The organism is Flavobacterium daejeonense DSM 17708 (assembly GCF_000425425.1).
In the GTDB taxonomy this organism is placed as follows: Bacteria; Bacteroidota; Bacteroidia; order Flavobacteriales; family Flavobacteriaceae; genus Flavobacterium; species Flavobacterium daejeonense.
On record NZ_AUDK01000007.1, the window covers coordinates 1 to 26,226 of the forward strand.

Sequence of the window (26,226 nt, forward strand, 5' to 3'; positions counted from 1 at the left end):
GTTCCACCGGCAGCAGTAATAGTTACAGTTGCATCACCACCGTTACAGTCGATAGTTGATTGAGAAACGTTGCTGACAACGATAGTTGTTGGTTGTGTAATCTCAACTTCTGAACTTGTAACACTACATCCATTGGCTTCAGTAACTTTAACTTTATAAAATCCAATACCTAAACCGGTATAAATTCCATTTGAATCACCATTTGTAGGTAAATTTGTGTCTGTAAACGATCCTCCAGAAGTGGCAGAATATAATAAATCATAAGTTATCGTTCCAGTACCTCCGGTTATAGTTGCTGTTACTGTACCATTAGAAGCTCCATTACAAGTTACATTTGTTTTTGTTATCGGATTAATTGCAATAGTACAACATGTGCCAACCGCAATTCCTGTTTTAGTTTCTGAATCTGTCTTTTGAACCGCTGTAGCATCTTTAACATTTAATGTTACAGTTAAATTATTAGTATTTGCAGGGGCGTAAGTGTAATTGTTAGTTGAGGAATATGGTGTTGTCGTAGTATTTATACCATCACTAATAACCCATTGATATTGATAAGGTGTAGTACCTCCTGTAGAGGTACTTATAAATTTTATGTTTTCAAATTGTGTTCCACCAGGACAACTACGTTCTGTTGTGAAATCCGCATTTAGAGGTGTTATTACAGTTACTGTCGGATTGAGTTCATTGTTAGAACATTGAGGACCAATCTTACAATTATCTAAATTGCAGACATTTTGACCGGTAGAATTCCCCCATCCTATTATTATTTTTTGTAAGCTGATTGTAGTTCCACAAGTCCAGGAAATTACTTTATTAGTTATATAGACACTTCTTATTCCTGAATTTGTACTGGCTGGATTACAAAAACTAATGTCATCAGTCTTGATTCCATTGGTATATATATCAGCTTCTACAAGGAAGCCATATCTAGTCGTGGATTGTTGTTGAACATTAATTTTAAGATATCCTTGAATTGCGTCTCCACTTGTACAAGAAGGACTCAAAGGCAAATATAAGTCATCTGAGCCGAGAGGATTTGGATTTAACGTCGTAGAAACTAATTCTACAGATAATATCTTTTCATCACTTGAATTACAGCTATTACAATCAAATTTTGTTTGTGCAATCAAAGTATGAGAACAGAATAACAATATTAAAAACAGTAAAAGATTATTTTTAAATAAAACATTTACCCAATACTGTTTTAATTGAAGATTAAGTACAGTTGTTTTCATAAATATGAGTTTTAGAAAATTATGGAGCTATAGGTTTATATGTTGGATATAAATGGTGATAATTTATTTCACTGCTAAGCTACTCACATTAAAATTCAGCAATAAATTTTCTCTTTGAACAACCTAAAAACTCGTTAAAAAGCGTTTTTATTTGTAAAACAAACCCTAGAATTGAGTTAATTTTTTGTTTATCTGTCGTAATTAATCAAAAAGTTCTGTTAATATCGAAACCTGTTTATAGGATGTAGCATTTTGAAATCAGCTCATGACTTTGTTGATTTTTTGTTTTTATGACATAAAATATTCAAAGATTAATTGTATCTTTCTGTTTAGGAAATTTATAATAACGTCATGTAAACAGAAACCATATGAAAAATCTAGTGTTAGTAAGGCATGCAAAATCAAATTGGGATATGCCGTTGAAAGATATTGATCGGCCTTTGGATCAAAGAGGGCTTCAGGATGCGCATTTAGTTTCTTCTAATATTCAAAAGCATGTTCCTAAAAAATATATTATTTGGAGTAGTCCCGCCAAAAGAGCTTCTGATACTGCGGTTATTTTTGCCCAAAATATGTTGTATCCTATAGAAAATATTGTTTATAAAGAGGAGTTATACACTTTTGATGAAAAGCAGTTGGAACATATTGTAAAATCCTGTGCAAACTCATTTGATAGTGTAATTCTTTTTGGTCATAATGCTGCAATTACAAATTTTGTTAATAAATTTGGTGATGTATTTATAGATAATGTTCCTACAAGCGGCTTTGTTTCGCTTGAATTTGATACAGATTATTGGGATAAAATAAATAAAGGAAAAACTAAAAAAATAATAATGCCAAAAGATTTAAAATAAAAAATGTTTGATCAAAAATATATTGACAGAGAAAAAAGTTGGTTAGCATTTAACGCCAGAGTACTCCAGGAAGCAGCAGACGATTCGGTTCCATTATTAGACAGATTACGATTTTTAGGAATTTTTTCCAATAATTTAGACGAATTTTTCAGAGTTCGTTTTGCCGCTATTCGCAGATTAAGTTTATCCGGAAAAACGGGAGAAAAAATTTTAGGAGGAATCTCGGCACAGCAATTAGTTAAAGATATTACCGAAATTGTAATTGAACATCAGGCGGAAAGTTTGGCTATTTTGAAAGAAATAGAAGCCAAACTGGAAACCGAAAATATTTTTATTATCAATGAAAATGAAATTTCCGATGAACAGGAAATTTTCCTGAAAGACTTCTTTATTCAGTCTTTAAGTCCCGAATTAGTAACCATCATTTTGAATGATTTGGCCGAATTTCCATTGCTGAAAGATAATGTAGGTTATTTGGCTGTAAAGTTGGTGATGAAAAAAGATGGAGAAGTTCATTATGCTATTATTGAAATCCCAAAAACAATCAATCGTTTTGTGGTTTTACCGTCAAATGATAATAAGAAATATGTAATTCTTATTGATGATGTTATTCGACACAACTTACATAGTATTTTCAATATTTTTGATTACGACAGTATTTCGGCTCATATGATAAAAATTAGTCGGGACGCACAGTTAGAGATTGATAGTGACTTGAGTAAAAGTATGCTTGAAAAAATTTCAACCAGTGTAAAAGACCGACGAATAGGAGAACCCGTGCGTTTTATTTATGATCAGTTGATTGAAGATGATACACTGCAATTTTTCTTAGATAAAATGAAAATTGTCTCTACTGACAGTATTATTCCGGGTGGAAGATACCATAACAGAAGGGATTATATGGAGTTCCCAAACTTAGGCAGATTCGATTTACTTTATAAAAAAAATATTCCTTTGCCAATTCCCGGATTGAGTCTGGAAGGAAGTATTTTGGAGAAAATCAGTAAAAAAGATTATCTGTTGCACGCCCCTTATCAGTCTTTTTCTTATTTGACCAAATTTTTAAGAGAGGCCGCCTTAGATCCCAAAGTGACTACAATAAAAATTACGTTGTACCGATTAGCAAAAAATTCTCAAATTATCAGTTCGCTGATAAATGCTGCTAAAAACGGAAAAAAAGTTACGGTTCAAATCGAATTACAGGCACGTTTTGACGAAGCTTCGAATATTTCATATTCCGAACAAATGCAACAGGAAGGAATTGAACTTATTTTTGGTATCAAAGGTTTGAAAGTTCATAGTAAAATATGTGTGATTGAACGAATTGAAAACGGAAAAAATAAGCGTTACGGCTTTATTTCTACCGGAAATTTCAACGAATCTACTGCTAAAATTTATACTGATGTGACCCTTTTTACCAGTCACCAACAAATTTTAAAAGACATTTCAAAAATATTTGAATTTTTCAATATTAATTATCGAGTTCATCGCTATAAACATTTGATTGTATCTCCACATTATACCCGTTCAAAATTTTATAAGTTCATCGATAGAGAAATTATGAATGCCCGTGCCGGAAGAGTAGCGTATATGAAGTTAAAAATGAATAGTTTGTCTGATTTTGATATAATTGATAAACTATATGAAGCCAGTAATGCTGGAGTTAAAATTCAATTAGAAGTCAGAGGAATCTGCTCATTAATTCCAGGAATAAAAGGGATGAGCGAAAATATTGAAGCCATTAGTATTGTAGATAATTATCTGGAACATTCCCGTATTTATATTTTTGCAAATGGAGGACAAACAGAAGTTTATATTTCATCTGCCGATTTTATGACCCGAAATTTAGACGGAAGGGTCGAAGTTAGCTGTCCGATTTATGACGAGGAAATTAAAAAAGAATTGATTGAGAATTTTGATATCGGTTGGAAAGGAAATGTAAAAGCACGTTTTCATTCGTATAAATTAGACAATAAATACCGTAAGAATAACGGTAAAAATATCTTTAGAGCACAAATTGAAACGTATAAATATTACCAACGAAAGGTTGATTTATTAAAAGAAGTTATCTTTTAAAAAGTCATTAATAAAGTAAGAGAATGATAAAAATTAAAAAATATGCCGCCATTGATATTGGATCGAATGCGATGCGTTTATTGGTAACCAATATTGTAGAACAGGACGGCAAAGAAACACAGTTTAATAAAAGTGCTTTAGTCCGTGTTCCTATTCGTTTGGGACAGGATGCCTTTACCGTTGGAGAAATTTCTCAAGAGAATTCAGACAGGATGATTGATGCAATGAAAGCATTTAATCTGTTGATGAAAGTACATAAAGTGGAAGCTTATAAAGCTTTTGCTACTTCGGCAATGCGTGAAGCTTACAACGGAAAAGAAGTGGTAGCGATGATTAAAAAAAAGGCCGATATTAAAATTGAAATTATCGATGGCAAAAAAGAAGCTGCTATTATTGCTTCAACCGATTTGCATCATTTGTTAAAAACAGATAAAACGTATCTGTTTGTTGACGTAGGTGGTGGTAGTACTGAATTTACGCTGTTTTCAGACGGAAAAATTGTAACCTCTCGTTCTTTTAAAGTAGGTACCGTTCGTTTGCTTAATGAAATGGTTTGTGATGTGGTTTGGAATGAAATTGAAAAATGGATAAAAACTAATACTGCCGAGTTTGATGAAATTTCTTTGATTGGATCCGGAGGAAACATTAATAAGTTGTTTAAAATGTCCGGAAAAATGCAGGACAAACCTTTGTCATATTTGTATATTAATTCGCAATATGCTTTTTTAAATTCGCTGACTTACGACCAAAGAATTTCCGAATTAGGTTTGAATCCTGACCGTGCCGACGTAATTATTCCGGCAGTTCGAATTTATCTTAATGCAATGAAATGGAGTGGCGCCAGAAATATTTATGTTCCAAAAATTGGACTTTCCGACGGAATTGTGAAAGCCATGTATTTTGGTAAAATATAATAATTAATATGAATAAAAACAGATTGGAAGCTTTTAGCGACGGAGTGCTGGCTATCATTATCACAATTATGGTTCTAGAATTAAAAGTTCCGGAAGGAGCTTTGTTTTCAGATTTGCTTGGTCTTTTTCCGGTTTTTTTGAGTTATGTGCTGAGTTTTATTTATGTGGGGATTTATTGGAATAACCACCATCATTTACTGCATAGCGCAACCAGAGTTAATGGTAAAATTCTTTGGGCAAATCTTCATTTGCTTTTTTGGCTTTCCCTGATTCCGGCTTCTACGGCCTGGATGGGAGAGCATAATTTTGCCAAAGCAACTGTAACCGTTTATGGCTTGGTTTTATTTATGTCGGCTATTGCTTTTGTGATTTTACAAACAACAATTATTTGTTTGGATGGTGAAAAATCTTTTTTGGCAGAAGCCGTTGGTAAAGATTCTAAAGGAAAATGGTCGCAGACTTTGTATCTTTTAGCAATTGTAATTTCGTTTTTCTATCAATGGATTTCCTTAGCCATTTATTTAATAGTTGCCCTGATGTGGTTAATTCCTGATTCCAGAATTGAAAAGAAAATTTTGGAATCCGGGAAAAGTAAACATTAAGCGTTTATGTCTAATCCAAAAGTGGTTCGCAACAAATCAATATTTGGGTTGATTTCGTGTAAACGGTTGTATCTGTCCTGATCGTTTAAGGCTTTTTTGATAGCAACATTTTCATTTACAATAATATCAATCGTAATGTTGTGGTTGTGAAGATGTCCTCGTAGATGTCCTAAAAGTCCATTCATTTCTTTTTCGAAATCTAATTTGGAACCTTCGTTAGGTAATTCGATACTAATGGTTGTGCCGTTTAAAACCGGATCATTGATAAGCAATAAAGATTCCATAATTTTAAATCCTTTATCTCCTAAGCGTTTGGCATAATTATTCCATTGCAACAACATTTCGGTTTCGGTAAAAGCTTCGGTAGGCAAATCCACAGTTGGTCTCACAACTGTTTTTTTGTTTTGTTCCAATGCTTGTCTGGCTCGAATACTCGATAAAGATAAGGCAGAAAATTGCGGACCTGTTACTTCAGGTTCTTTGTTTTTTGTAGTTTCCGGTTTTTCGATTGCTTGATTTTCTGCTGAGACCGAAGTTGGAGCAGTTACAGGTTTGGCAGCAGTATGGTTTTCAACAGTTTTTGTTTGTTCAACTATTGAATAATCATTTTTTCTAAAATAAGTAGGTGGAATTATAAAGGACTCAGCTTTTTTTTTTCTCCATCAAAAGTGATAGAGGCTAATTGCATTAGGCAAAGTTCAACTAATAATCGTTGGTTTTGACTGAGTTTGTATTTCAAATCACATTCGTTAGCAATAGCAATTCCTTGTAAAAGAAATTCCTGAGAACATTTTTGAGCCTGAACACCATACAGCTTTTGAGCCTGTTCTCCCGCTTCTAATAAAGTTAAAGTTGCAGGTGTTTTGCAAACTAATAAATCACGGAAATGAGAAGCCAATCCGGCAACAAAATGGTGTGCATCAAAACCTTTTGAAAGAATGTCATTGAAAGCGATTAATAAATCCGGAATTTTATTTTCCAGAATTAAATCGGTTACATTAATGTAAGTTTCGTAATCTAAAACATTTAGATTTTCGGTTACCGCCTGACGGGTCAAATTTGTTCCACAATAAGAAACGACTCTGTCAAAAATAGACAAAGCATCACGCATGGCACCATCGGCTTTTTGAGCGATAATGTGCAAAGCATCGTCCTCAAATTCAATTCCCTGATTTTCGGCAACACCGGCTAAATGTTCTTTGGCATCTTTAACAGTGATTCTTTTAAAATCAAAAATCTGACAACGGGATAAAATCGTTGGAATGATTTTATGTTTTTCGGTTGTTGCCAAAATAAAAATAGCGTGTTTAGGCGGTTCTTCTAATGTTTTCAGAAAAGCATTAAAAGCGGCCGAAGACAACATGTGTACCTCGTCAATAATATAGACTTTATATTTTCCGGTTTGCGGGGGGATACGTACCTGATCAATTAGTTTTCGAATATCATCTACCGAGTTGTTTGACGCAGCATCCAATTCGAAAACATTAAAAGCAAAGTCTTCGTTTGGGTCGTCGTAACCAGGTTGGTTGATTTTTCTGGCCAGGATTCGGGCACAAGTAGTTTTTCCAACACCTCTGGGACCTGTAAATAAAAGGGCAGAAGCCAAGTGATTGTTTTCTATGGCATTCAATAAAGTATTGGTAATCGCTTTTTGTCCCACAACATCATTAAATGTTTGCGGACGGTATTTGCGGGCTGATACTATAAATTGTTCCATAGAAATTTTATTCGAAAGCAAATATAGGTTTTAATTTAAAGATTGAAAAATTTAAATATTGAAAGATTTTATAAAAAATTAGAATCCTGATTTGATTGTTTTTAAGATTGATTTTTCCTTCTGCTTCGGGATTTAATACTAATATTTAATAATAGTTGCGTGGTTTCATTGTTAGAATTTGCGGCAAAACCTGAAACATAAACTCCTTTTTTACCGGATTTGGATTGAATACCAAAAACAATGGCTTCGTCATCCGGATTGGATTCGCCTTCATAACGATAAATATGTTTGATTTCAAATTTATCAGGGTTTTTCAAAATGACATCTTCATGTTTGTTAAAGTCATAATTAAAACCGTTTTCGTTCAATTCGTCCAAGGCTTTTGAAACAGAATCGTAGTGGTATATCGGATCCATGGTGTAAAATATTAAGTGGTTAAAAGTTATTTAAATATAACCATTTTATTTTTAATGTATTGCGAAATACTTGTTAAAGTCGCTGTTTTGTACTTGTTGACATGGTTTTTAAATTGTAATTTTGCACCACAGACCGCCTTATCGCTGTCTCGTCTTTCGGGATGAGAGAGAGGAAAGTCCGGACACCATAGAGAGGCATAGCGGGTAACACCCGTCATCTCGTCCCGATAGCTATCGGGGGGGGGATAGGACAAGTGCAACAGAAAGTATGTACAGGTAATGCTGTAGTGAAACCAGGTAAACTCTATGCGGTGAAATACCAAGTATATCAGCTCCTGATCCCGAAATTTCGGGACGGGATAAAAAGGGCTTCTCGTCCGTTGCTGAAGGGTAGGTAGCTTGATCTCGTCAGTAATGACGAGGCTAGATAAATGATAAGGGTCCCGTCCCGATAGCTATCGGGATTCGGGATACAGAATCCGGCTTATAGGTCTGTTTTTTTTTTTACCATTAAGATATTAAGAAAGTTAAGAAGGATTCAACTTAATACCTTAATGGTTATTTTTTAATAGTTTTTATTCTTCTTCGCCTTCTTCAAATTCTTCATCTGCATCCAATTCAAATTCGAAAAAACTAAAAATTGATCCGCCGTAACTTTTTTGGAATGAAAAATTAGGTAAGTGTTCTAAGGTAGTATGTTTGGAATGTTCGATAATCATCATTCCGTCTTCATTCATTATGTTATTTTCAAAAACCAATAAAACCACTTTTTCAAAAATAGTCTGATCTAATCCATAAGGTGGATCGGCAAAAACAATATCATAAGAAGTGTTGCATTTTTCCAGAAACTTAAAAACATCACTTTTGATAGCTGCAATTGGAAAATCAAATTCGGCTGCAGTTTGTTTAATGAATTTTACGCAACCAAAATCGCTATCAACAGACGTAATGGGTTCGCTTCCGCGGGAAGCAAATTCAAAGCTGATATTTCCGGTGCCGGCAAATAAATCCAAAATTTTTAAACCGTCAAAATTGAAATGATTGTTTAAAATATTAAACAGGGATTCTTTAGACATGTCGGTGGTAGGACGTACTGGCAGACCTTTTGGCGGATTGATGCGTCTTCCTTTGTATTTACCTGAAATGATTCTCATGAATTGAAGAGTATAAAATGATTTCGGTTTTCGGCTTCCGTAAAATAATTGTTCCATTTCAAATCTTCCACATCAATAAGCGAAACATTTCGAACATATTTGTATGCGATTTTGTAAAAAGGACTTTCGGTTGTGATGTTTCCAACTAATTCCAATGGGAAATTTTCGGGATTTATATTCAATTGTTCGGCGGTGAACAAAATGTAATAGATGAAATCTTCCGGAGTTTGGTATTCGAATGAATTAAACAACAATAACTTTTGATTTTGAATCACTACAATTTCAAAATGAGAAGCATTAAAATGAACCAACATCTTTTTAGTATCTACATTTTTAGAAGCATCTAATAATTTAGTGACCAAAATACTGTTGGCATGCTTGTATTCAAAAGAACCAAATTTGTCAATAAAGAAATTATTCATATTCACATACGGAATATAAACTGCATTGATCCCATAATTACTGATTTCGTCGAAAGCAAAAAAATCAGTTTCAAAAACCTTGGTGTTGTATTGCAAATAACTTCCTAAATAGTTTTCGTCAAAAAGTGGTTCCGGAACAAATGTCGATAGATTGTTACTGTGAATTACCAAAACGTCATCATACACCTCATTCAATTCCGGATGTTCTTCAAATGCGTTGGAAAATAAATCTTCGATTTTTAAATTCTTATCAAAATTACCAAATGGAATATCTTTAAAAGCGGAAACCGTATTGTTAAGTGTGTCAAAACAGCAAAAAGAAAGTCCCGTCAGCGAAACCTGAATGGAGAGTTTTTTATATTTCTTTTCGGTGATGTCCATTGATGAAGATTTTTTTTCTGAATCGCAAACTTACAAATTCATTATTCAAAAAGCAATTATTCATAATTTGTAAATCTAAATTCATATCCTTTGACTTTGAGTGGACAAATTAAATGAATGTTAAATTGTTTTTATTAGTTAGGATAACTAACTATATTTGTATCGTAATACCTGTTACAATCTATAAAAGTCTAATTATAAAATTTTAAACTATGAGCAAATCAATTTTTTACCATGCAGGTTGTCCAGTCTGCATAAGTGCAGAACAAGATGTAATTGATTTAATTGGACAAAATAATGTTCAAATCATTCATCTTGGAGAGGATAAATCTAAAATAGAAGAAGCGGAAAGAGCGGGAGTAAATTCAGTTCCGGCCTTAGTAACTCCAAAAGGCAATGTATTACATTTAAATTTTGGAGCGGCATTGAAAGATTTAAAAGATTAATCAGAATTATCCCTGTTGGTAAAATCCAATGGGGATAAATTTATTAGAAATTTTTTGGATAAAAACGCTTACTTTTACATTCAATGAAGTGCTATTTAATATAAAAAGTATGTCGGTTTTTAATCTTAATGAACAAAATACAAATCTGGACAAGAAAATTGTTGCCGGATTAGAGCGCATTTCACAAGTTTTTAAAATATTGCTTTGGGAAAAATCAAAAAAACTTTCTCTTTCACCCATCCAAATCCAAATATTGATTTTTATTAATTACCATGCTAAGAGTCAAGCGACAGTAAGTTATCTTGCCCGGGAATTTGATGTGTCTAAACCCACCATTAGTGATACCATTAAAACTTTAGAGCAAAAAAAATACATTCACAAAATTATGGATAATGTGGATGCCAGAAGTTATAGTATTGAATTGACCGATTTAGGAAAAACGATTGTTTCAGATACAGAAAATTTCATTAATCCTTTGACTGAGATTATTTCAAAATCAACTATTGATGATAAAATAGTTCTTTGGAAAAACATTTCCGGCATGATATCCCAATTGAACAAGATGAAAATTATCACTATTCAAAGAACCTGTTATAATTGCAAGTATTTTTCCAGCCAAAATAATAAGTCTTTTTGTGGTTTACTCCAACAAGAATTAAAAGATGAAGATATTAGAATAGACTGCGGTGAATTTATTCAAATGTGATGAAATCAATTGCAATTACAATTTCAAAAAAAAGCAATTATAATTGAAAGGATTAAATTAATAGCGGGAGAAGTTTAAATTCGGATTACTTATAATACATATTAGGTATATAAGTTCTTGTTTGTGTTTGAATTCTTAATTAAGAGTAATGACAATTTTTAATTACAATTATAATATTTTTACATTCTCATTTGATATTGCCATTGTGATTGACTTTTGAAATTATCATTTATTAAACGTACTTTGCGGCAAAATAATAACAATGATTTCCTCCCAGTTTTATAGTCTTCTAAAAAAGAAATTTCCTTTTAGTCCTACTTACAATCAGGATATTTTTTTTCAGAAGATTGCCATTTTTTTGACCGAAACAACTAATGATAGTATTTTTGTGCTCAAAGGATATGCCGGAACGGGAAAAACTACTGTGATTTCGACTATTGTAAATAATCTGACAGAGATTAATAAAAAATATGTTTTGCTGGCGCCTACAGGTAGGGCTGCTAAGGTAATTGCTAATTATTCGGAGAAACCGGCTTTTACTATTCACAAGAAAATTTATTACCCTAAGAAATCCTCAGGAGGAGGAGTGACTTTTACGCTTCAACCTAACAAACATAAAAATACTGTTTTTATAGTCGATGAAGCTTCGATGATTTCGGATGTGGATTCTGATTCTAAAATGTATGCCAATGGTTCACTGCTGGACGATTTAATTATGTATGTGTATTCAGGAACCAATTGCAAAATGATTCTTTTGGGAGATACCGCTCAGTTGCCTCCGGTGAATTTAGAAGTAAGTCCGGCTTTGGATATCGATACTTTGAGTTTACATTATAATATGGATGTAGATCATATCGAGTTGAATGAAGTGATGCGTCAGGAAGAAAGTTCGGGAATCTTATTTAACGCAACCGAATTACGTGAATTATTGAAGGATAGTTTTGTTACTGATTTTCAGTTTGATGTTCGAAAATTTAAAGATATTGTTCGTTTAGTGGATGGTTATGATATTCAGGATGCGATTCATTCGGCCTACAGTAATTACAGTATTGAAGACACGGCTTTTATTGTTCGTTCCAATAAAAGAGCCAATCAATATAATGAGCAAATTCGTTCCCGAATTTTAGATAAAGAAAGCGAACTTTCTGCCGGAGATTTTTTGATGGTGGTCAAGAATAATTATTTTTGGCTTAAAGATTCCGACGAAGCCGGTTTTATTGCCAATGGAGATATTATTGAAATTTTGGAAATCTTTAAAATTGTCGAATTATACAGTTTTAAATTTGCCAAAGTAAAAATCAGAATGGTCGATTATCCGAATCAAAAACCTTTTGAAACGGTTTTGTTATTAGATACTATAAAAAGTGAATCGCCTTCTTTGACTTATGAAGAATCCAATAGATTGTACCAGGAAGTTTTGAAAGATTACGAAGGTGAAACCAAATTCAAGCAATTCCAAAAAGTAAAAGCCAACGAATATTTCAATGGTTTGCAGGTGAAATTTTCTTATGCGATTACCTGTCATAAATCACAAGGAGGGCAGTGGAATACCGTTTTTATTGAACAACCGTATTTGCCTAACGGAATTGATAGAGATTACATCCGATGGTTGTACACCGCCATGACCCGTGCTAAAAACAAATTGTACTTAATAGGATTTAAAGATGAAAGTTTTGTGGATTAATTTTTGGTTTTTAACCATTTTGTTTTTTTGATTTAAACCATTAAGGTATTAAGGATAGTTAAGTTTTCAATTCCTTAATCCTCTTAATTTCTTAATGGTGAAAATAAATTAGTAATACTTTCTAATTTTGAGAAAGTGTGGACTGACGGTGTTGCAATCCCCATTCCAGCATTTTGTCTAATACATCTCCTAATGATTTGGCTGATTCAGTTAATTCATATTCCACAGTAATTGGAGTAGTATCATAAACAGTACGTTTTACCATTCCGTTCATTTCTAAATCTTTCAATTCTTTGGATAACATTCTCGGAGTAATTTTGGAAATATTACGTTGAATATCACTAAAACGTTTCTTTTCAAATAATAAAGAACCAATAATTGGTAATTTCCATTTTCCACTTATTACATTCAAAGTATCATTTACCGCTAAAACAAACTGAACAGGACAGGCCTTGGCTTCTTTAAAACTGATTGTTTTTTCTACTTCCATAATGTGTTGCTTTTATTATTACTATACAAAAGGATACTAGTGTATTTTAGTATGTGAGTATATTTTGTATATCAAATGTACTTAACTTTGAATAAAAGTTAAACATAAAACATAAAAAAATAATGAGTGCAAAAATTTTAATAACAGGAGCTACAGGAAATTTTGGTAAACTAACAATTGACTTTTTGTTAAAAAAAGGAATCCCTGCTACAGCGATTTCGGCTTTGGTTAGAGACGAATCAAAAGCTTCAGATTTACAGGAAAAAGGAATTAGCCTTAAAAAAGGAGACTATAATAATTATGATTCGCTAGTAACCGCTTTTCAGGGAATTGATAAACTATTGTTAGTATCAGGTACAGATTTAGCTAATCGAAGTGTGCAACAATTAAATGCAGTTAAAGCAGCCAAAGAAGCAGGAGTAAAGCATATTGTTTATACCAGTTTTGAACGTAAGAACGAAACCGAAACTTCACCAATTACTTTTTTAGCACAATCGCATATTGACACTGACAAAGCTATAAAAGCAAGTGGAATTGCCTATACTATTTTTAGAAACAATTTATATCTTGAAGTTTTGCCTATGTTTATGGGAGAAAAAGTTTTAGAAACAGGTATTTATTTTCCGGCAGGAGAAGGAAAAGCAGCTTATGTTTCCAGAACTGATTTAGCCGAAGCTGCTGCGAATGTGTTGAGTTCAGAAGGTCATGAAAATATAGAATATGCTACTAACAATGTTAAAAATTATTCGTTTCAGGAAATTGCAGAAACCTTAAGCAAAATAACATCTAAAGAAATTAGCTATTTCAGCCCCACTACAGATGAATATGCCGAAACATTAAAAAATGCCGGAGTTCCGGGAGAATACATCGGAATGTTTGCAGGTTTTGCGGAAGCAATCAAACAAGGAGAATTTAATGCTGACACATCCGATTTGGAAAAATTATTAGGCAGAAAACCGGTAAGTTTGAATGATTTTTTGAAACAAGTTTATTTTAAATAAATGAAAACCATAATACTTATTTAATAAACCACAAATTATACCAATTAATTAGCGCTAATTTGTGTAATTTGTGGTTAAAAATAAAAACATTATTTATGAATTCTTTAACCGATTTACATAAAATTTCCAGTACTTTTTCAAATACCGAAAAAATGCCGGTGTTGTTTCTTGGGCATGGAAGTCCAATGAATGCGATTGAAGAAAATCAGTTTGTGGCAGGTTTTAGAAATTTAGCCAAAACTTTGCCACAACCTAATGCCATTTTGTGTATTTCGGCGCATTGGTTTACACGAGGAACAAAAGTCACCGCGATGGAAATGCCCCGAACGATTCATGACTTTGGCGGTTTCCCAAAAGAATTGTTTGCAGTGCAATATCCGGCGCAAGGAAGTCCTGAGTTAGCCCAAAGTACAAAGGAATTATTGTTGCCAACCGAGGTTGAACTCGATTACGAATGGGGATTGGATCATGGAGCTTGGAGTGTCATCAGGCATTTGTATCCGGATGCTAATGTTCCGGTGATTCAGTTAAGTATTGATTATTCAAAACCGGCACAATACCATTTTGAATTGGCACAAAAATTAAGCGACTTGCGTCATAAAGGGATTCTTATAGTAGGAAGTGGAAATATTGTACACAATTTACGGTTAGTCGATTTCTATAATATGGATGTAGATAATTACGGTTTTGACTGGGCAATTGAAGCCCGGGAAAAAGTGAACTCTTATTTATTAGACGGAAATTTCCAAGCCTTGATTGATTATGAAAAACAGGGTAGCGCATTACAATTAGCCGTTCCTACACCGGATCATTATTTACCTTTAATTTATACTTTAGGTTTAAAAGAAAAACAAGAAGAATTGAGTTTGTTTAATGACAAATTATTGGCAGGTTCTTTGAGCATGACTTCGGTGAAGATTATGTAAAAGTGTAAATTATTTTAAAGAGAAAATGAAAAAATGTATTTTGATATTGTTTAGTTTTTATTCCTTTATTTCTTGTAATGAAAAAATAAAAGAAGTTGAAGAAAAGTCAAATAGTATAAATCAGAATTTAATCGTTTCAAAAAATAAAATATCTGAAAATTTATCATCTACATTAAATGATGATACTTAGTAAATGTGCAGTAATATATTCACCAACTGGGTATGGCTAATTTAGCCATCACAGAAAGTTAAGAAATAATCTTAATTTTAACCTATGAAGCAAGTCAGCAAAGTTTACGACAAAGCTTTTACAATTATAAATCCTGATTTAGAAAAAGAAATGTTTGGGATTTATTTGTTTGATCCCAATCAAAATCTTAAAAAGATTGATATTACAACTACAAGTGAAGAATTTGAATCTTATATGAAATAAAACATGATTATCTGAAACAACTAATTTCAAATTTAAAATCTATATTTGCTCTTTATTGTTTAAAACAACGTATGAAAATAATAGCAGTCATTCCCGCCCGTTACGCCTCAACAAGATTTCACGCCAAGTTAATGCAGGATTTGGGAGGAAAAACAGTCATTTTAAGAACCTATCAAGCCGCAGTAAACACAAATTTGTTTGATGATGTTTTTGTAGTAACGGATTCCAATTTAATTTTTGACGAAATTACAACTCACGGCGGAAAAGCCATTATGAGTATCAAAGAACACGAATCGGGGAGTGACCGTATTGCCGAAGCTGTTGAAAACATGGATGTGGACATTGTAATCAATGTTCAGGGTGATGAGCCTTTTATCAATGCCGAACCTTTGAAAGAGGTTATCGAAGTTTTCAAAAATGATTTTGACAAAAAAGTAGATTTGGCTTCGTTGATGTATGAAATCAAAGACGAGGAAGAAATCAATAATCCGAATAATGTGAAAGTAGTGGTAAACCAAAATAATTTTGCTTTGTATTTTTCGCGTTCGGTAATTCCGTATCCAAGAGAAAAAAATGTGGGTGTGCGTTACATGAAACACATCGGAGTCTATGCTTTTAGAAAACAGGCTTTGTTGGATTTTTACCATTTACCAATGAAAATTTTGGAAGCTTCCGAAAAATTAGAACAACTACGTTATTTGGAATTTGGCAAACAGATCAAAATGGTCGAAACGACTCACGCCGGAATTGGTATTGACACTAAAGAAGATTTAGAAAAAGCAAGAAAGATTGTTTAATCTTTTTTTGCTTTTTTCAAAATAACCTTTCGAATCGATTTTGGTGGAATAAAAATTCAGAAATAAAACCACAAACATTAAAACCAACATCGATTGGATAATAACTAAAATTTTCCCGAAAGTCTGTACGGGATATAAATCGCCAAAACCAATGGTGGTTGAAGTAACAGTGCTGAAATAAACGGCATCAAACCAGTTGTTAAAAGATTTATTTAAATATTTGCCAGTGGAATATAAAACAGCAAATCCTAAAATCATTTCCAGATAATTAAAGAAAAGCAAAAGCATCGAACGCTTGTAAGAACGTGGTCGGGCAAATAAATCGGAAGCAAAAATTAAGGTTGGAATGTATAAAACGGTTTCCAGCATGACGTAAACCATCAATCCTAAAACCACCGGAAATTGTTGCCATTGATTGGTAATAATTATTACTGACAAAGCTACTTTAAGCAAAATATAAAAATCCATTGCTAAATCTTCGTATTCAGTTCCTTTTTTTGGAAGCCAAATATTTGATGTAAATCCCGGGAAAAATTAGCTGTGAAGTAGAAAGTAGCAAACGGACAATTTTTTCAATTCCGTTGTCGTCCTGATGATCGTTATTCCAAATGGCTTTGATGTTTTGAATGCGCCTTTGAATCGGATTCAATTTGGGCTCACGTAAATTGGTTAAATTTCCTAAAAGCAATTTTCGGAGTATCTTTTTCATGGATAAAGATTGTTTTATAAAAATCTAATGTACAAATAATACAATAAGTTGAATGGGGGAAATAAAAAATTACTTAGGTCAAACTGATTTTTCAATTATGATAAGTTCGTTGTGTTTTTCAACTCTTGGAATCGATTTGATACTGCAATTTTCTTTAGAAAAATCGGAGATTAATTTTTGATTTCTAAGATTATCAGCCTTATTCAAAAGCATCGTATTGAAAAGAATACTTCCCTGGTTTTTGAGTAAAAAACAAATCCGATCTATGAAAAAAGTTTCAAAAAGAAAATTGGGCATTTTAGTATCTTGAAAAACATCGACGACAATCAAATCGTATTTGTCCGCAGTTTTTAAAACAAATTCAAAAGCATCGTCAATTATAATTTTAAGTTGCGGAATTTCGTTTAATTTAAAGTAACGATTGGCAATTTGAATCACTTCCGAATCTATTTCAACACCTGTTATTTTTCCGGTAAAATGAATATCATCAATTAAAGTTTTAATTACACTCCCGCCTGCAACTCCAAGTATTAAAATATGTTGCATATTTTTTATTTTGTCAAAACCAATATTTTTCAGCCCTAATTTTAAGATGCGTTGCAAACTTCCATAAGAATAATTAGTATTCATAGAATCCATGACCAAATCGCCATTGGCCCAGGTGATTTCTAATGATTTGCTAAAAGCTGATTTTTGACTGTGAATTTTAATAGGGTAAAGGTAACTAAGCAATCTTTTTAGCATAAATAAGTTTTTTCTCAAAAATAGGTTTAATTGCGGAATTTAGATTGGATAATTTTAAAAAAAAATAGATTTTTTTCGTTTGAATTGAGTTCTGAAAAAAGTTGAAAATTGTTGTACTTCAGCGAATAAAAACAATTTATTAAAACATAAAGTATTTGTTGTAAAAATGATAAAGTCTTGATTTGTTTATAGATGAGTAGCTTAATTTCGTTTAAATATTTAAGTTAAATTTTAAACTTTATTTTAACTCATGAATTGGGTTTGTATGTTTTAAAAGTACCGTCTTTGTAGAAAAAGACAATTTTTTCTATGTTTTCATCGAACGACGGAAATGAATCAGATTCCTTTTTATCAATTTTATTAGGATTTGTAGTTTCTGAAAATAATTCTTTGTTTGCGTCTGAAACGGTATCAATGGAAGTGTGAATAGGAGTAGATGTAGTTCCTGTTTCTTTTTCAGGTGAATTTGAGTTAGTTTTAGGAAAATTACCTTTTCCATTCAAAATCCAATACAGATCAATTTCAGGATAAACGTCTAAAATTTTCAGAATAAAATCCAAACTGGGTTTGTTTCTTCCGGAAAGAAGGTGAGATAAACTGGAGCGTTGTACACCAATTTTATCAGCAAAAGCCGAGGCATTCATTCCGTAATAATCGAGAATTATTTCAAGTCTTTTTATAAAATCATCTGTGTTTACCATTGTGAAATATATTTTTAAAAGCACTGTTTACAAATGTAATAAAAAGTAACTAAGCAGGCAAATTTACAGGTGTAAACAGCTGTGATCGAAAAAAATATTTTTAGATAAAGTTTAAGTAATCCATTATAACTAACTGATAAAAAGATTTTTATTTGATATTTTATAAAGTTGTGACAAATATTAATCTGATTCCTCTTTTTTAGGAATTAATATGGAAATAGCTGTTTACAATATTGAAATAATAGAAATTTTATCTGTTTACAAATGTAAAAATAAAGATGTTTACTTTTGTAAATCAAAAAAAACAGGATATGAATTTAGAACAATTGTTTCTTGATAATAAAGAAAAAACGATTGAAGGCAGGTATTTGACATTAGAGTCTGTTGAACCAATTTTAAAACGATTAAATACAGATAATCAACTTTCGGTTGTGGGACAGTCGGTGCAGGGGCGAACGATTTATAAATATGTAATAGGTAGCGGGAAGACTAAAATTTATCTTTGGTCGCAAATGCACGGCAATGAAAGCACAACAACCAAGGCTTTGTTTGATTTTTTAAACCTGTTGCATAGCGGCACTGAATTAGCGGAGCGCTTTTTAAGCAATTTTACTTTTTGCTGTTTGCCGATGTTAAATCCTGACGGAGCTTTTTTATACACTAGGGCAAATGCTAATGAAATTGATTTAAACAGAGATTCTCAAGCTTTGACACAGCCTGAAAGTAAAATTTTGCGAGCTGTTTTTGAAGAATTCAAACCGGATTACTGTTATAATTTGCATGATCAGCGTACTATTTTTGGTGTGGCTGATACCGGAAAACCGGCAACTGTTTCGTTTTTAGCACCTTCTTATAATGAAGAAAGAGAAATTAATGCATCCAGGCAAAAGGCTATTAATTTGATTGCGGAGATGAATTCGGTTTTACAGGAATTTATTCCGGGGCAAATCGGGCGTTTTGATGATTCCTTTAATATCAATTGTATAGGTGATACTTTTCAATATTTAGGAGTGCCTACTGTTTTATTTGAAGCAGGACATTTCCCGGGAGATTATCAAAGAGAAATGACTCGTAAATATATTTTTATTGCTTTGGTATCGAGTTTTACAGGAATTTGCGAAAACGTTGTAGTTATCAATAGAACGAAAGAATATTTGAATATTTCTCAAAATAAAGTCGTTTTTTATGATTTAATGTATAAAAAGGTTAAAATAAATTATGACGGTAATGAAAAAATAACGAATTTTGCTGCACAGTATAAGGAGGAATTAGTTGACGGAAAAATTAATTTTAATGCTTATATTGCCAAAATTGACGATTTAGAAAATTTCTTCGGACATGAAGTGTTTGATGCTCAAGGAGCTAGCTATGAAGATGAAGACGGGAACTTTCCAAAAATTGATCAAAAAGCAAATTTTTGTTTAGGAAAAGAACAAAAATTCGTTAATGGATTAATAAAAAAGTAATTTTTTGTACGACTTTATCATTTTTATATATATTTTTATGGTTTAAAATGATAATTAATAATATAATTAGAGAAATATGAGTAAGTTCCGTTTAGATGAAGTAGATCATCAGATTTTAGACATGTTGATAGACAATACGAGAGTTCCGTTTACGGATATTGCTAAGAAATTATTGATTTCAGCTGGTACTGTGCATGTTAGGGTAAAGAAAATGGAAGATGCCGGAATTATTATGGGATCCTCTTTAGTTTTGGATTATGATAAATTAGGCTATTCTTTTATTGCTTATGTAGGTGTGTTTTTGAATAATACTTCTCAGACGAAGTTTGTTTTACAACGTATCAACGAAATTCCTTTCGTAACAGTTGCTTCAGTAACAACAGGAAAATTTAATATTTTCTGTAAAATCAGGGCAAAAGACACTAAACATGCTAAAGATGTAATCTTTATGATTGACGATATTGATGGTGTTTACAGAACTGAAACTATGATTTCTCTTGAAGAAAGTATCAACGATAAGAAGCGTTTGATGCATACTATTTTCAAAAATATGTAATTTTTGACTTGAATGTTATTTATATGAATACCTCAAGTTGATTCTTGGGGTAATTTTTTATAGAAAAATCACAATAGAACTCAATTAACTAAATAATTAAACATAATTTATGTATACGCTCCCTAAAATAGAACGTTTCAATCAAAATGTTCTCTCTAAATATCATATTTACAACAGCGTTTTCATTACTTTACCTTTTGATTCAATTGATAATACAGGTGCTTTACTTCCTTTATTCACAGAAGTTTGTGAAACAGGATATAAAAAAATGGAAACACCAAAGGAAATTTTTGAATTTTTCTCCAAAAAATATTTACATACTGATGTAGAGGCTGATAAAATCGACTTAATGTTTCGTTTTATTCAGTATATCGAACGTCAAATTGTATTATTTGATGCGATTGAAGATGCTGCTTTTCCTATTGTAAATAATATGGAAGGGCGCGGTTCTTTGAGAGATATTAAAGAAAAATCAGAAGCCAGAGGAAACAATGAGGAATTGGCTGAGTTTTTAGAAAATTTCAATGTCAGGACAGTTTTAACGGCTCACCCGACACAATTTTATCCTGGTCCGGTTTTAGGAATTATTAATGATTTGACTCAGGCAATTCGTGATAATAATTTATTACAAATTAAACAGCTTTTAGCTCAATTAGGAAAAACACCATTTATCAAAAATGAAAAGCCAAATCCTTTTGATGAAGCGGTAAGTTTGATTTGGTATCTGGAAAATGTATTCTATAATACGGCCGGAGATTTAATGCATTATTTAGAAACGAATATTGCTCCGAATAAAAATATCAAAAACCCTATTATCCAACTTGGTTTCTGGCCGGGCGGAGACAGAGACGGAAACCCTTTTGTAACAACTGATATTACATTAAAAGTTGCCGACCGTTTAAGAACGTCTATTTTAAAATGTTACTATTTTGAAATGAGAAACTTAAAAAGAAAGCTAACTTTCTCAGGTGTTGATGTTTTAGTTGCTGAACTTGAAAATAAATTATACCGTTCTGTGTTTTATTCTACAGGTGAAATTTTCATCACTTTGGAAGAATTTAAATCGCAATTAAATAAAATTAAAACGATTATTGTAGAGCAACATCAATCGTTATATGTTGATGAATTAGAAGCTTTATTAATAAAAGTAAACTTATTCGGATTCCACTTTGCAACTTTGGATATTCGTCAAAACAGTAAAATTCACGATGCGGTTTTCAGAGATATTTTTGATTACTATTTAGCAAACGGCAGTGATGTTTTTCCTAAAAACTATTACGATTTATCGGAAGCTGAAAAATGTGAAGTTTTAACTCAGGTACAGGGGAATTTGAATTCGGCTGATTTTAAAAATGAAATGACCCAATCTACGATTGATTCAATCAGAGCAATTCAGCAAATTCAAAATGCTAATGGAGAATTAGGAGCGAACCGTTATATCATTAGTAACAATGAAAATGCGGTGAATGTTTTAGAAGCTTTTGCATTGTTTAGATTGAATAATTGGGAACATCCTTCTGTTGATATTGTGCCGTTGTTTGAATCTGTTGATGATTTGCAAAATGCACATAATGTGATGGAGCAATTATATACGAATCCGGTTTATGCTGCTCACCTGGCTAACAGAGGAATGAAGCAAACAATCATGCTTGGATTCTCTGACGGAACAAAAGATGGTGGGTATTTAATGGCTAACTGGAGTATTTATCAGGCAAAAGAACAGCTTACAGCCATGTCCAGAAAATACGGAATTAAAGTGATTTTCTTTGACGGACGTGGTGGACCACCAGCTCGTGGAGGAGGAAAAACACATAAATTCTACGCTTCTTTAGGACCGGAAATTGAAAACAAAGAAATTCAGGTAACCGTTCAGGGACAAACGATTAGTTCTAATTTTGGAACCTTAGATTCTTGTCGTTATAATTTAGAAAATTTATTAAGTGCCGGTGTTACTAATCAGGTATTTAATAAAGAATTAAATAAATTATCTGAAACAGATAAGGAAGTAATGACACAATTATCGGAACTGGGATATGAGAAATATTTGAGTTTCAAGAATCATGATAAATTTATTCCGTACTTAGAAAAAATGAGTACGTTGAAATATTATGCTAAAACTAATATTGGTAGCCGTCCAACAAAAAGAAGCAAATCTGAAAAATTAGATTTTAAAGATTTAAGAGCAATTCCTTTTGTGGGTTCATGGAGTCAGTTGAAGCAAAATGTACCAGGTTTCTACGGAGTTGGTTCAGCGTTGAAGCATTTTGAAGAAACAAATCAATGGGATAAAGTTAAGGATTTATACAATCATTCCCTGTTCTTTAAAACATTATTGGAAAACAGTATGATGTCATTGGCAAAATCATTCTTCCCATTGACAGCTTATATGAAAAATGATCCTGAATTTGGAGAATTCTGGCAAAATATCTACGATGAGTTTTTAGAAACAAAACGTTTGTTATTGAAAATTGCCGGTCATAAAGAACTGATGGAAAATTATCCTGACGGAATGGCTTCGATTCAAATCAGAGAGCGTATTGTATTGCCTTTATTGACAATTCAACAATGTGCTTTATTACGAATTAACGAATTGAATAAAGAAGCTAATCCGGATGAAAAACTGATTAAAGTTTACGAAAAAATCGTAATGCGTTCTTTATTTGGAAATACTAACGCAAGTAGAAACTCAGCTTAATTTATGAAGCGAATAGCTATTCCCAACAACGAATACACTGGATTTTATGCAACTTATATGCAGGAAGCCGGTGATGAAGATTTGTATGAAGACTTAGAAATAAGTCTTCATGCTTTTATTCGTTTTGTTCAGGATATTCCAATGGATAAATTTGATTATCGCTATGCTGAAGGGAAATGGACAATCAAAGAAATTATTCAGCATGTAATTGACACCGAACGTGTTTTTGCATATCGGGCTTTGCGAATTTCAAGAAATGATAAAACGCCTTTGCCTGGATTTGATGAGAATGATTTTGTTTTGAATACAAATGCTAACGAAAGACATTTGCAAAGCTTATTAACCGAGTTGTCTATTGTTCGCCAGAGTACTTTAGCACTTTTTAAAAGTTTTTCAGAGGAACAATTAAAAAGAATCGGAATAGCTTCTAATAATGAAATTTCGGTTCGCGCAATTGGTTTTATCATTATTGGACATCAAAAACACCATCAAAGAATTTTTCAGGAACGCTATTTATAAATTATCAAAAACAACAGACCAGCTTTTCAATTTTTTTTCAAAAGACATTGTGTTGGCTGGACTGGTAGAAGGCATTACATGATAGGTAATGCCTTTTATTTTTCCGAAACTTTTAATGAAATAACGATGACTTTCCTTTCCGTTGAAAACAATTGTTTTTATCGCCGGATATTCTTCGAATAATTTTTCAAAATCATTTGCTTGCTGATTTTTGATATGAATATCCAAACTTCCTTTGCGTTCACAATTTTGAAGTACATCCCAAATTCCAATTTTATTCCTGGTTAAAAGTTGAATTCTTTCTTCGTAAATTTCAGAAACAACAGTTTTCTCTAAAATGGTAAAAAGAATTTTCCAAAAATGGTTTCGTGGATGGGCATAATATTGCTGTTTTTCTAAAGAAGCAATTCCAGGCATGGTTCCCAGAATCAGAATTTTAGTTTCTTTATTTACAAATGGCGGAAAGGAGTAAATCATGAGTTTTCTTTTCGATGATGGCTAATGCGATTCGGATTTTTTCATAACTTATTTTTTCTTCAAAATAATCAAAATAAGGTTTTAAAGCAGTAGGATTTTTTAATTTTGTTTCCGCTTTGGCAATTAAATCAACTTCTTCCTGAGTGATAAATTGCGATAAATCGATTGCATTTCCGTCTAAGTATAATTTGGACAAATGAGAAATAATTGTGCTTAAACCAAGTTTTCTTTTGGTTGCAATTTCTTCTGCGTTTAAGCCTTCGTTATAAAGAGTCAATGTTTCTTTGTAGGTACTGGAAGTTTTTTGTTTTTTTAGCTTTTTGTCCTTTTGAAAAGCAATGATTGTTTTGATAAAAGCGTCGCCGTATTTTTCTAATTTACTTCTTCCGACTCCGTCAATGGCAATAAATTCTTCTTCGCTCATCGGACGATTGATTTCCATTTGTCGTAAGGTAGCATCGCTGAAAATAACATAAGCAGGAACATCTTCTTCCTGAGCAATTTCATAACGCAACTTGCGCAAACTTTCAAATAATGAATTTGTAATTGTTTTTGTTTGGGTAGTCGGTTTTTCTTTTTCCCTGTCTTCCTTAATTTTGATTGTACTGAGTTGCACTTTTTCATTTTCAAATAAAACCTTTTTTGCCAAAGAAGTCAATTTGATTTTATTTTGTTGGTGAAAAGCGATTTCACAATAGCCTAAATTAATTAACTGAATCAAATATTGATTCCAGTCCTGCCAGGAAGTTTCAATTCCTACGCTATAAGTTTTCAGGTTTTGGTACTCTTTTTCGTAGATATAAGCATTTTTAGAACCTCTTAAAAAATCAATAATTACCGCTAATGGTTCTGATTCTTTGAGGCGAATAATAGCCGAAAGTGCTTTTTGGGCTAAAATGGTACCATCGAAAAATTCCGGTGGATTTTTGCAAATATCACAGTTGTTACAATTTTCGGTAACGATTTCTCCAAAATATGAAAGTAATATTTTTCGACGACAACTTAAAGCATCTGCATATTGTTTCATACGTTCCAATTTTGCCAATTGGATTTCGGCATTTTGTCCCTGTGAAGCAAATTTTTGAAGCTGAATAACATCTCCGTAACTTTCAAATAAAATGGTTTCGGAAGCTAAGCCATCACGTCCTGCACGACCAATTTCCTGATAATATCCTTCGATATTTTTGGGAAGATTGTAATGAATTACCCAACGTACATTGGATTTGTCGATTCCCATTCCAAAAGCTATCGTGGCACAAACTACCTGACATGCATCGTTTATAAATTCATCCTGAGTTTTAGAACGAATTTCAGCGTCTAAACCGGCATGATAAGCTTTGGCGGCAATTCCTGCTTTTTGTAATTTTCCAGCAAGTTCTTCAGTTGCTTTTCTGCTTAAGCAATAAATAATTCCGGAATCGTTTACTTTGGATTCGATAAAATCAATAATTTGTTTGACTCTGTCTAAAGCCGGACGAACTTCCAGACTTAGGTTTTTCCGATCAAAGGAAGCGATAAAAATGTTGGGTTTTTTAAGATTTAATTGTTTGCTAATGTCTTCACGTGTAGCTTTATCGGCGGTTGCAGTTAAAGCTAAAACAGGAGTAGAAGGGAAGCGGTTTTTGAGATAACCTAAATTGGTGTAAGCCGGTCTGAAATCATGTCCCCAGGACGAAATGCAATGCGCTTCATCAATAGCAATCAAACTGATATTGATGGTGCTAAAAATATTTTCTAAATACGATAAACTTTCGGGAGCAATATAAACGAGTTTTATTTTTTGATTAATGATGTTGTCTATATGCTGTTGTTGTTCATCCTCTGTTTGTGTACTGTTAATGTAACAAGCCGGAATTCCATTGGATTTTAAACTATCAACCTGATCTTTCATTAAAGCAATCAGAGGCGAAATAACAATGGTTAGTCCCGGAAATAATAGGGCTGGCAATTGAAAACAAATCGATTTTCCTCCGCCTGTAGGCATAATAGCCAAAGTGTCTTTGTTTTGTAAAACCGTATTAATTATCTCTTCCTGATTCGTTCTGAATTTTTCAAATCCAAAATTTTCTTTAAGTGTGGTGTGTAAAATTTGAGAAGTAATCATT

The 26,226-nt window shown here is 32.5% G+C and carries 28 protein-coding genes and 1 other RNA gene; 16 read left to right on the forward strand and 13 right to left on the reverse strand.

Annotated features, from left to right (window positions below; all coding sequences use genetic code 11):
- Positions 1–1,235, reverse strand: a 1,235-nt coding sequence (locus H599_RS19350) for a hypothetical protein (RefSeq protein WP_035141312.1), incomplete at its 3' end; no start/stop codon positions are given.
- A gap of 368 nt (positions 1,236–1,603) precedes the next feature.
- Between H599_RS19350 and H599_RS0107450 the strand changes: the two genes are divergently transcribed.
- Genes H599_RS0107450 through H599_RS0107465 form a run of 4 tightly spaced genes read left to right on the forward strand, consistent with a single transcriptional unit; the run spans position 1,604 to position 5,681 of the window.
- Positions 1,604–2,089: a SixA phosphatase family protein gene (locus H599_RS0107450; protein ID WP_026713556.1), complete on the forward strand. Its 486-nt coding sequence runs from the start codon at positions 1,604–1,606 to the stop codon at positions 2,087–2,089.
- Positions 2,090–2,092: 3 nt separating this feature from the next.
- The gene (gene ppk1 / locus H599_RS0107455; RefSeq protein WP_026713557.1) at positions 2,093–4,165 is read left to right on the forward strand and encodes a polyphosphate kinase 1; all 2,073 of its coding nucleotides are present in this window, start codon (positions 2,093–2,095) and stop codon (positions 4,163–4,165) included.
- A gap of 23 nt (positions 4,166–4,188) precedes the next feature.
- Complete coding sequence (locus H599_RS0107460; RefSeq protein ID WP_026713558.1) at positions 4,189–5,079, forward strand: Ppx/GppA phosphatase family protein; 891 nt, start codon at positions 4,189–4,191, stop codon at positions 5,077–5,079.
- Positions 5,080–5,087: 8 nt separating this feature from the next.
- Complete coding sequence (locus H599_RS0107465) at positions 5,088–5,681, forward strand: TMEM175 family protein (protein WP_026713559.1); 594 nt, start codon at positions 5,088–5,090, stop codon at positions 5,679–5,681.
- Here H599_RS0107465 and H599_RS0107470 read toward each other — a convergent pair.
- The 3 genes from H599_RS0107470 to H599_RS0107480 form a co-directional block, all read right to left on the reverse strand.
- Positions 5,678–6,070, reverse strand: coding sequence for a DNA polymerase III (locus H599_RS0107470; protein ID WP_231633641.1), 393 nt, complete (start codon positions 6,068–6,070; stop codon positions 5,678–5,680). The genes H599_RS0107465 and H599_RS0107470 overlap by 4 nt on opposite strands.
- 242 nt (positions 6,071–6,312) lie before the next feature.
- Positions 6,313–7,398 (reverse strand): DNA polymerase III subunit gamma/tau, encoded by a 1,086-nt coding sequence (dnaX, locus tag H599_RS0107475; protein ID WP_026713561.1) that lies wholly within the window; start codon positions 7,396–7,398, stop codon positions 6,313–6,315.
- Between the two features lie 101 nt (positions 7,399–7,499).
- Positions 7,500–7,814 carry a hypothetical protein gene (locus H599_RS0107480; RefSeq protein WP_026713562.1) on the reverse strand — a complete coding sequence of 105 codons (315 nt, stop codon included), beginning with the start codon at positions 7,812–7,814 and terminating at the stop codon, positions 7,500–7,502.
- 125 nt (positions 7,815–7,939) lie between these two features.
- On the opposite strand from H599_RS0107480, the gene rnpB reads away from it, so the two are divergent.
- An RNA gene (gene rnpB, locus H599_RS20280) (RNase P RNA component class A) lies at positions 7,940–8,317 on the forward strand.
- A 72-nt stretch (positions 8,318–8,389) separates the two neighbouring features.
- Here rnpB and rsmD read toward each other — a convergent pair.
- Both rsmD and H599_RS0107490 read right to left on the reverse strand, forming a co-directional pair.
- Positions 8,390–8,968, reverse strand: a complete 579-nt coding sequence (gene rsmD / locus H599_RS0107485) for a 16S rRNA (guanine(966)-N(2))-methyltransferase RsmD (RefSeq protein ID WP_026713563.1) — start codon at positions 8,966–8,968, stop codon at positions 8,390–8,392.
- Complete coding sequence (locus tag H599_RS0107490; RefSeq protein ID WP_026713564.1) at positions 8,965–9,771, reverse strand: DUF3822 family protein; 807 nt, start codon at positions 9,769–9,771, stop codon at positions 8,965–8,967. The genes rsmD and H599_RS0107490 overlap by 4 nt, the downstream gene beginning before the upstream one ends.
- Positions 9,772–9,983: 212 nt before the next feature.
- Here H599_RS0107490 and H599_RS0107500 point away from each other — a divergent pair, with 212 nt between their 5' ends.
- From H599_RS0107500 to H599_RS0107510, 3 genes are all read left to right on the forward strand, one after another.
- Positions 9,984–10,217, forward strand: coding sequence for a hypothetical protein (locus H599_RS0107500; protein WP_026713565.1), 234 nt, complete (start codon positions 9,984–9,986; stop codon positions 10,215–10,217).
- Positions 10,218–10,326: 109 nt separating this feature from the next.
- Complete coding sequence (locus H599_RS0107505) at positions 10,327–10,923, forward strand: MarR family winged helix-turn-helix transcriptional regulator (RefSeq protein ID WP_026713566.1); 597 nt, start codon at positions 10,327–10,329, stop codon at positions 10,921–10,923.
- 262 nt (positions 10,924–11,185) lie between these two features.
- The gene (locus H599_RS0107510; protein ID WP_026713567.1) at positions 11,186–12,607 is read left to right on the forward strand and encodes an ATP-dependent DNA helicase; all 1,422 of its coding nucleotides are present in this window, start codon (positions 11,186–11,188) and stop codon (positions 12,605–12,607) included.
- Positions 12,608–12,728: 121 nt separating this feature from the next.
- On the opposite strand, the gene H599_RS0107515 is transcribed toward H599_RS0107510, so the two are convergent.
- Positions 12,729–13,097, reverse strand: a complete 369-nt coding sequence (locus tag H599_RS0107515) for a winged helix-turn-helix transcriptional regulator (protein WP_035141316.1) — start codon at positions 13,095–13,097, stop codon at positions 12,729–12,731.
- Between the two features lie 122 nt (positions 13,098–13,219).
- On the opposite strand from H599_RS0107515, the gene H599_RS0107520 reads away from it, so the two are divergent.
- The 4 genes from H599_RS0107520 (at position 13,220) to kdsB (ending at position 16,254) form a co-directional block, all read left to right on the forward strand.
- Positions 13,220–14,098 carry an SDR family oxidoreductase gene (locus tag H599_RS0107520; protein ID WP_035141324.1) on the forward strand — a complete coding sequence of 293 codons (879 nt, stop codon included), beginning with the start codon at positions 13,220–13,222 and terminating at the stop codon, positions 14,096–14,098.
- A gap of 95 nt (positions 14,099–14,193) precedes the next feature.
- A complete protein-coding gene (gene ygiD / locus H599_RS0107525; protein ID WP_026713570.1) occupies positions 14,194–15,024 on the forward strand; it encodes a 4,5-DOPA-extradiol-dioxygenase in 831 nt (276 codons plus the stop codon).
- A 274-nt stretch (positions 15,025–15,298) separates the two neighbouring features.
- On the forward strand, positions 15,299–15,457 hold the full coding sequence (locus tag H599_RS20755; protein WP_155960759.1) for a hypothetical protein: 159 nt from the start codon (positions 15,299–15,301) through the stop codon (positions 15,455–15,457).
- Between the two features lie 71 nt (positions 15,458–15,528).
- Complete coding sequence (gene kdsB / locus H599_RS0107535) at positions 15,529–16,254, forward strand: 3-deoxy-manno-octulosonate cytidylyltransferase (RefSeq protein ID WP_026713571.1); 726 nt, start codon at positions 15,529–15,531, stop codon at positions 16,252–16,254.
- Here kdsB and H599_RS20275 read toward each other — a convergent pair.
- The 4 genes from H599_RS20275 to H599_RS0107550 all read right to left on the reverse strand — a co-directional run bounded on the left by H599_RS20275 (position 16,228) and on the right by H599_RS0107550 (position 18,408).
- On the reverse strand, positions 16,228–16,722 hold the full coding sequence (locus H599_RS20275; protein ID WP_245600501.1) for a potassium channel family protein: 495 nt from the start codon (positions 16,720–16,722) through the stop codon (positions 16,228–16,230). The genes kdsB and H599_RS20275 overlap by 27 nt on opposite strands.
- A gap of 16 nt (positions 16,723–16,738) precedes the next feature.
- Complete coding sequence (locus tag H599_RS21185; protein WP_035141327.1) at positions 16,739–16,963, reverse strand: hypothetical protein; 225 nt, start codon at positions 16,961–16,963, stop codon at positions 16,739–16,741.
- 78 nt (positions 16,964–17,041) lie between these two features.
- Complete coding sequence (locus H599_RS0107545; RefSeq protein ID WP_026713572.1) at positions 17,042–17,707, reverse strand: spermidine synthase; 666 nt, start codon at positions 17,705–17,707, stop codon at positions 17,042–17,044.
- A 248-nt stretch (positions 17,708–17,955) separates the two neighbouring features.
- A complete protein-coding gene (locus tag H599_RS0107550) occupies positions 17,956–18,408 on the reverse strand; it encodes a helix-turn-helix domain-containing protein (protein ID WP_026713573.1) in 453 nt (150 codons plus the stop codon).
- A gap of 311 nt (positions 18,409–18,719) precedes the next feature.
- Here H599_RS0107550 and H599_RS0107555 point away from each other — a divergent pair, with 311 nt between their 5' ends.
- The 4 genes from H599_RS0107555 (at position 18,720) to H599_RS0107570 (ending at position 23,644) form a co-directional block, all read left to right on the forward strand.
- Positions 18,720–19,874, forward strand: coding sequence for a M14 family metallopeptidase (locus H599_RS0107555; RefSeq protein WP_026713574.1), 1,155 nt, complete (start codon positions 18,720–18,722; stop codon positions 19,872–19,874).
- A 76-nt stretch (positions 19,875–19,950) separates the two neighbouring features.
- The gene (locus H599_RS0107560; RefSeq protein WP_007139244.1) at positions 19,951–20,430 is read left to right on the forward strand and encodes an Lrp/AsnC family transcriptional regulator; all 480 of its coding nucleotides are present in this window, start codon (positions 19,951–19,953) and stop codon (positions 20,428–20,430) included.
- A gap of 109 nt (positions 20,431–20,539) precedes the next feature.
- Positions 20,540–23,125, forward strand: a complete 2,586-nt coding sequence (locus H599_RS0107565; protein ID WP_026713575.1) for a phosphoenolpyruvate carboxylase — start codon at positions 20,540–20,542, stop codon at positions 23,123–23,125.
- Between the two features lie 3 nt (positions 23,126–23,128).
- Positions 23,129–23,644: a DinB family protein gene (locus H599_RS0107570; RefSeq protein WP_026713576.1), complete on the forward strand. Its 516-nt coding sequence runs from the start codon at positions 23,129–23,131 to the stop codon at positions 23,642–23,644.
- Here the strand turns inward: H599_RS0107570 and H599_RS0107575 are convergent.
- Both H599_RS0107575 and recQ read right to left on the reverse strand, forming a co-directional pair.
- Positions 23,639–24,121 carry a DNA-deoxyinosine glycosylase gene (locus H599_RS0107575; RefSeq protein WP_026713577.1) on the reverse strand — a complete coding sequence of 161 codons (483 nt, stop codon included), beginning with the start codon at positions 24,119–24,121 and terminating at the stop codon, positions 23,639–23,641. The genes H599_RS0107570 and H599_RS0107575 overlap by 6 nt on opposite strands.
- The gene (gene recQ, locus H599_RS0107580) at positions 24,090–26,225 is read right to left on the reverse strand and encodes a DNA helicase RecQ (protein WP_026713578.1); all 2,136 of its coding nucleotides are present in this window, start codon (positions 26,223–26,225) and stop codon (positions 24,090–24,092) included. The genes H599_RS0107575 and recQ overlap by 32 nt, the downstream gene beginning before the upstream one ends.
- Position 26,226 lies beyond the last annotated feature (1 nt).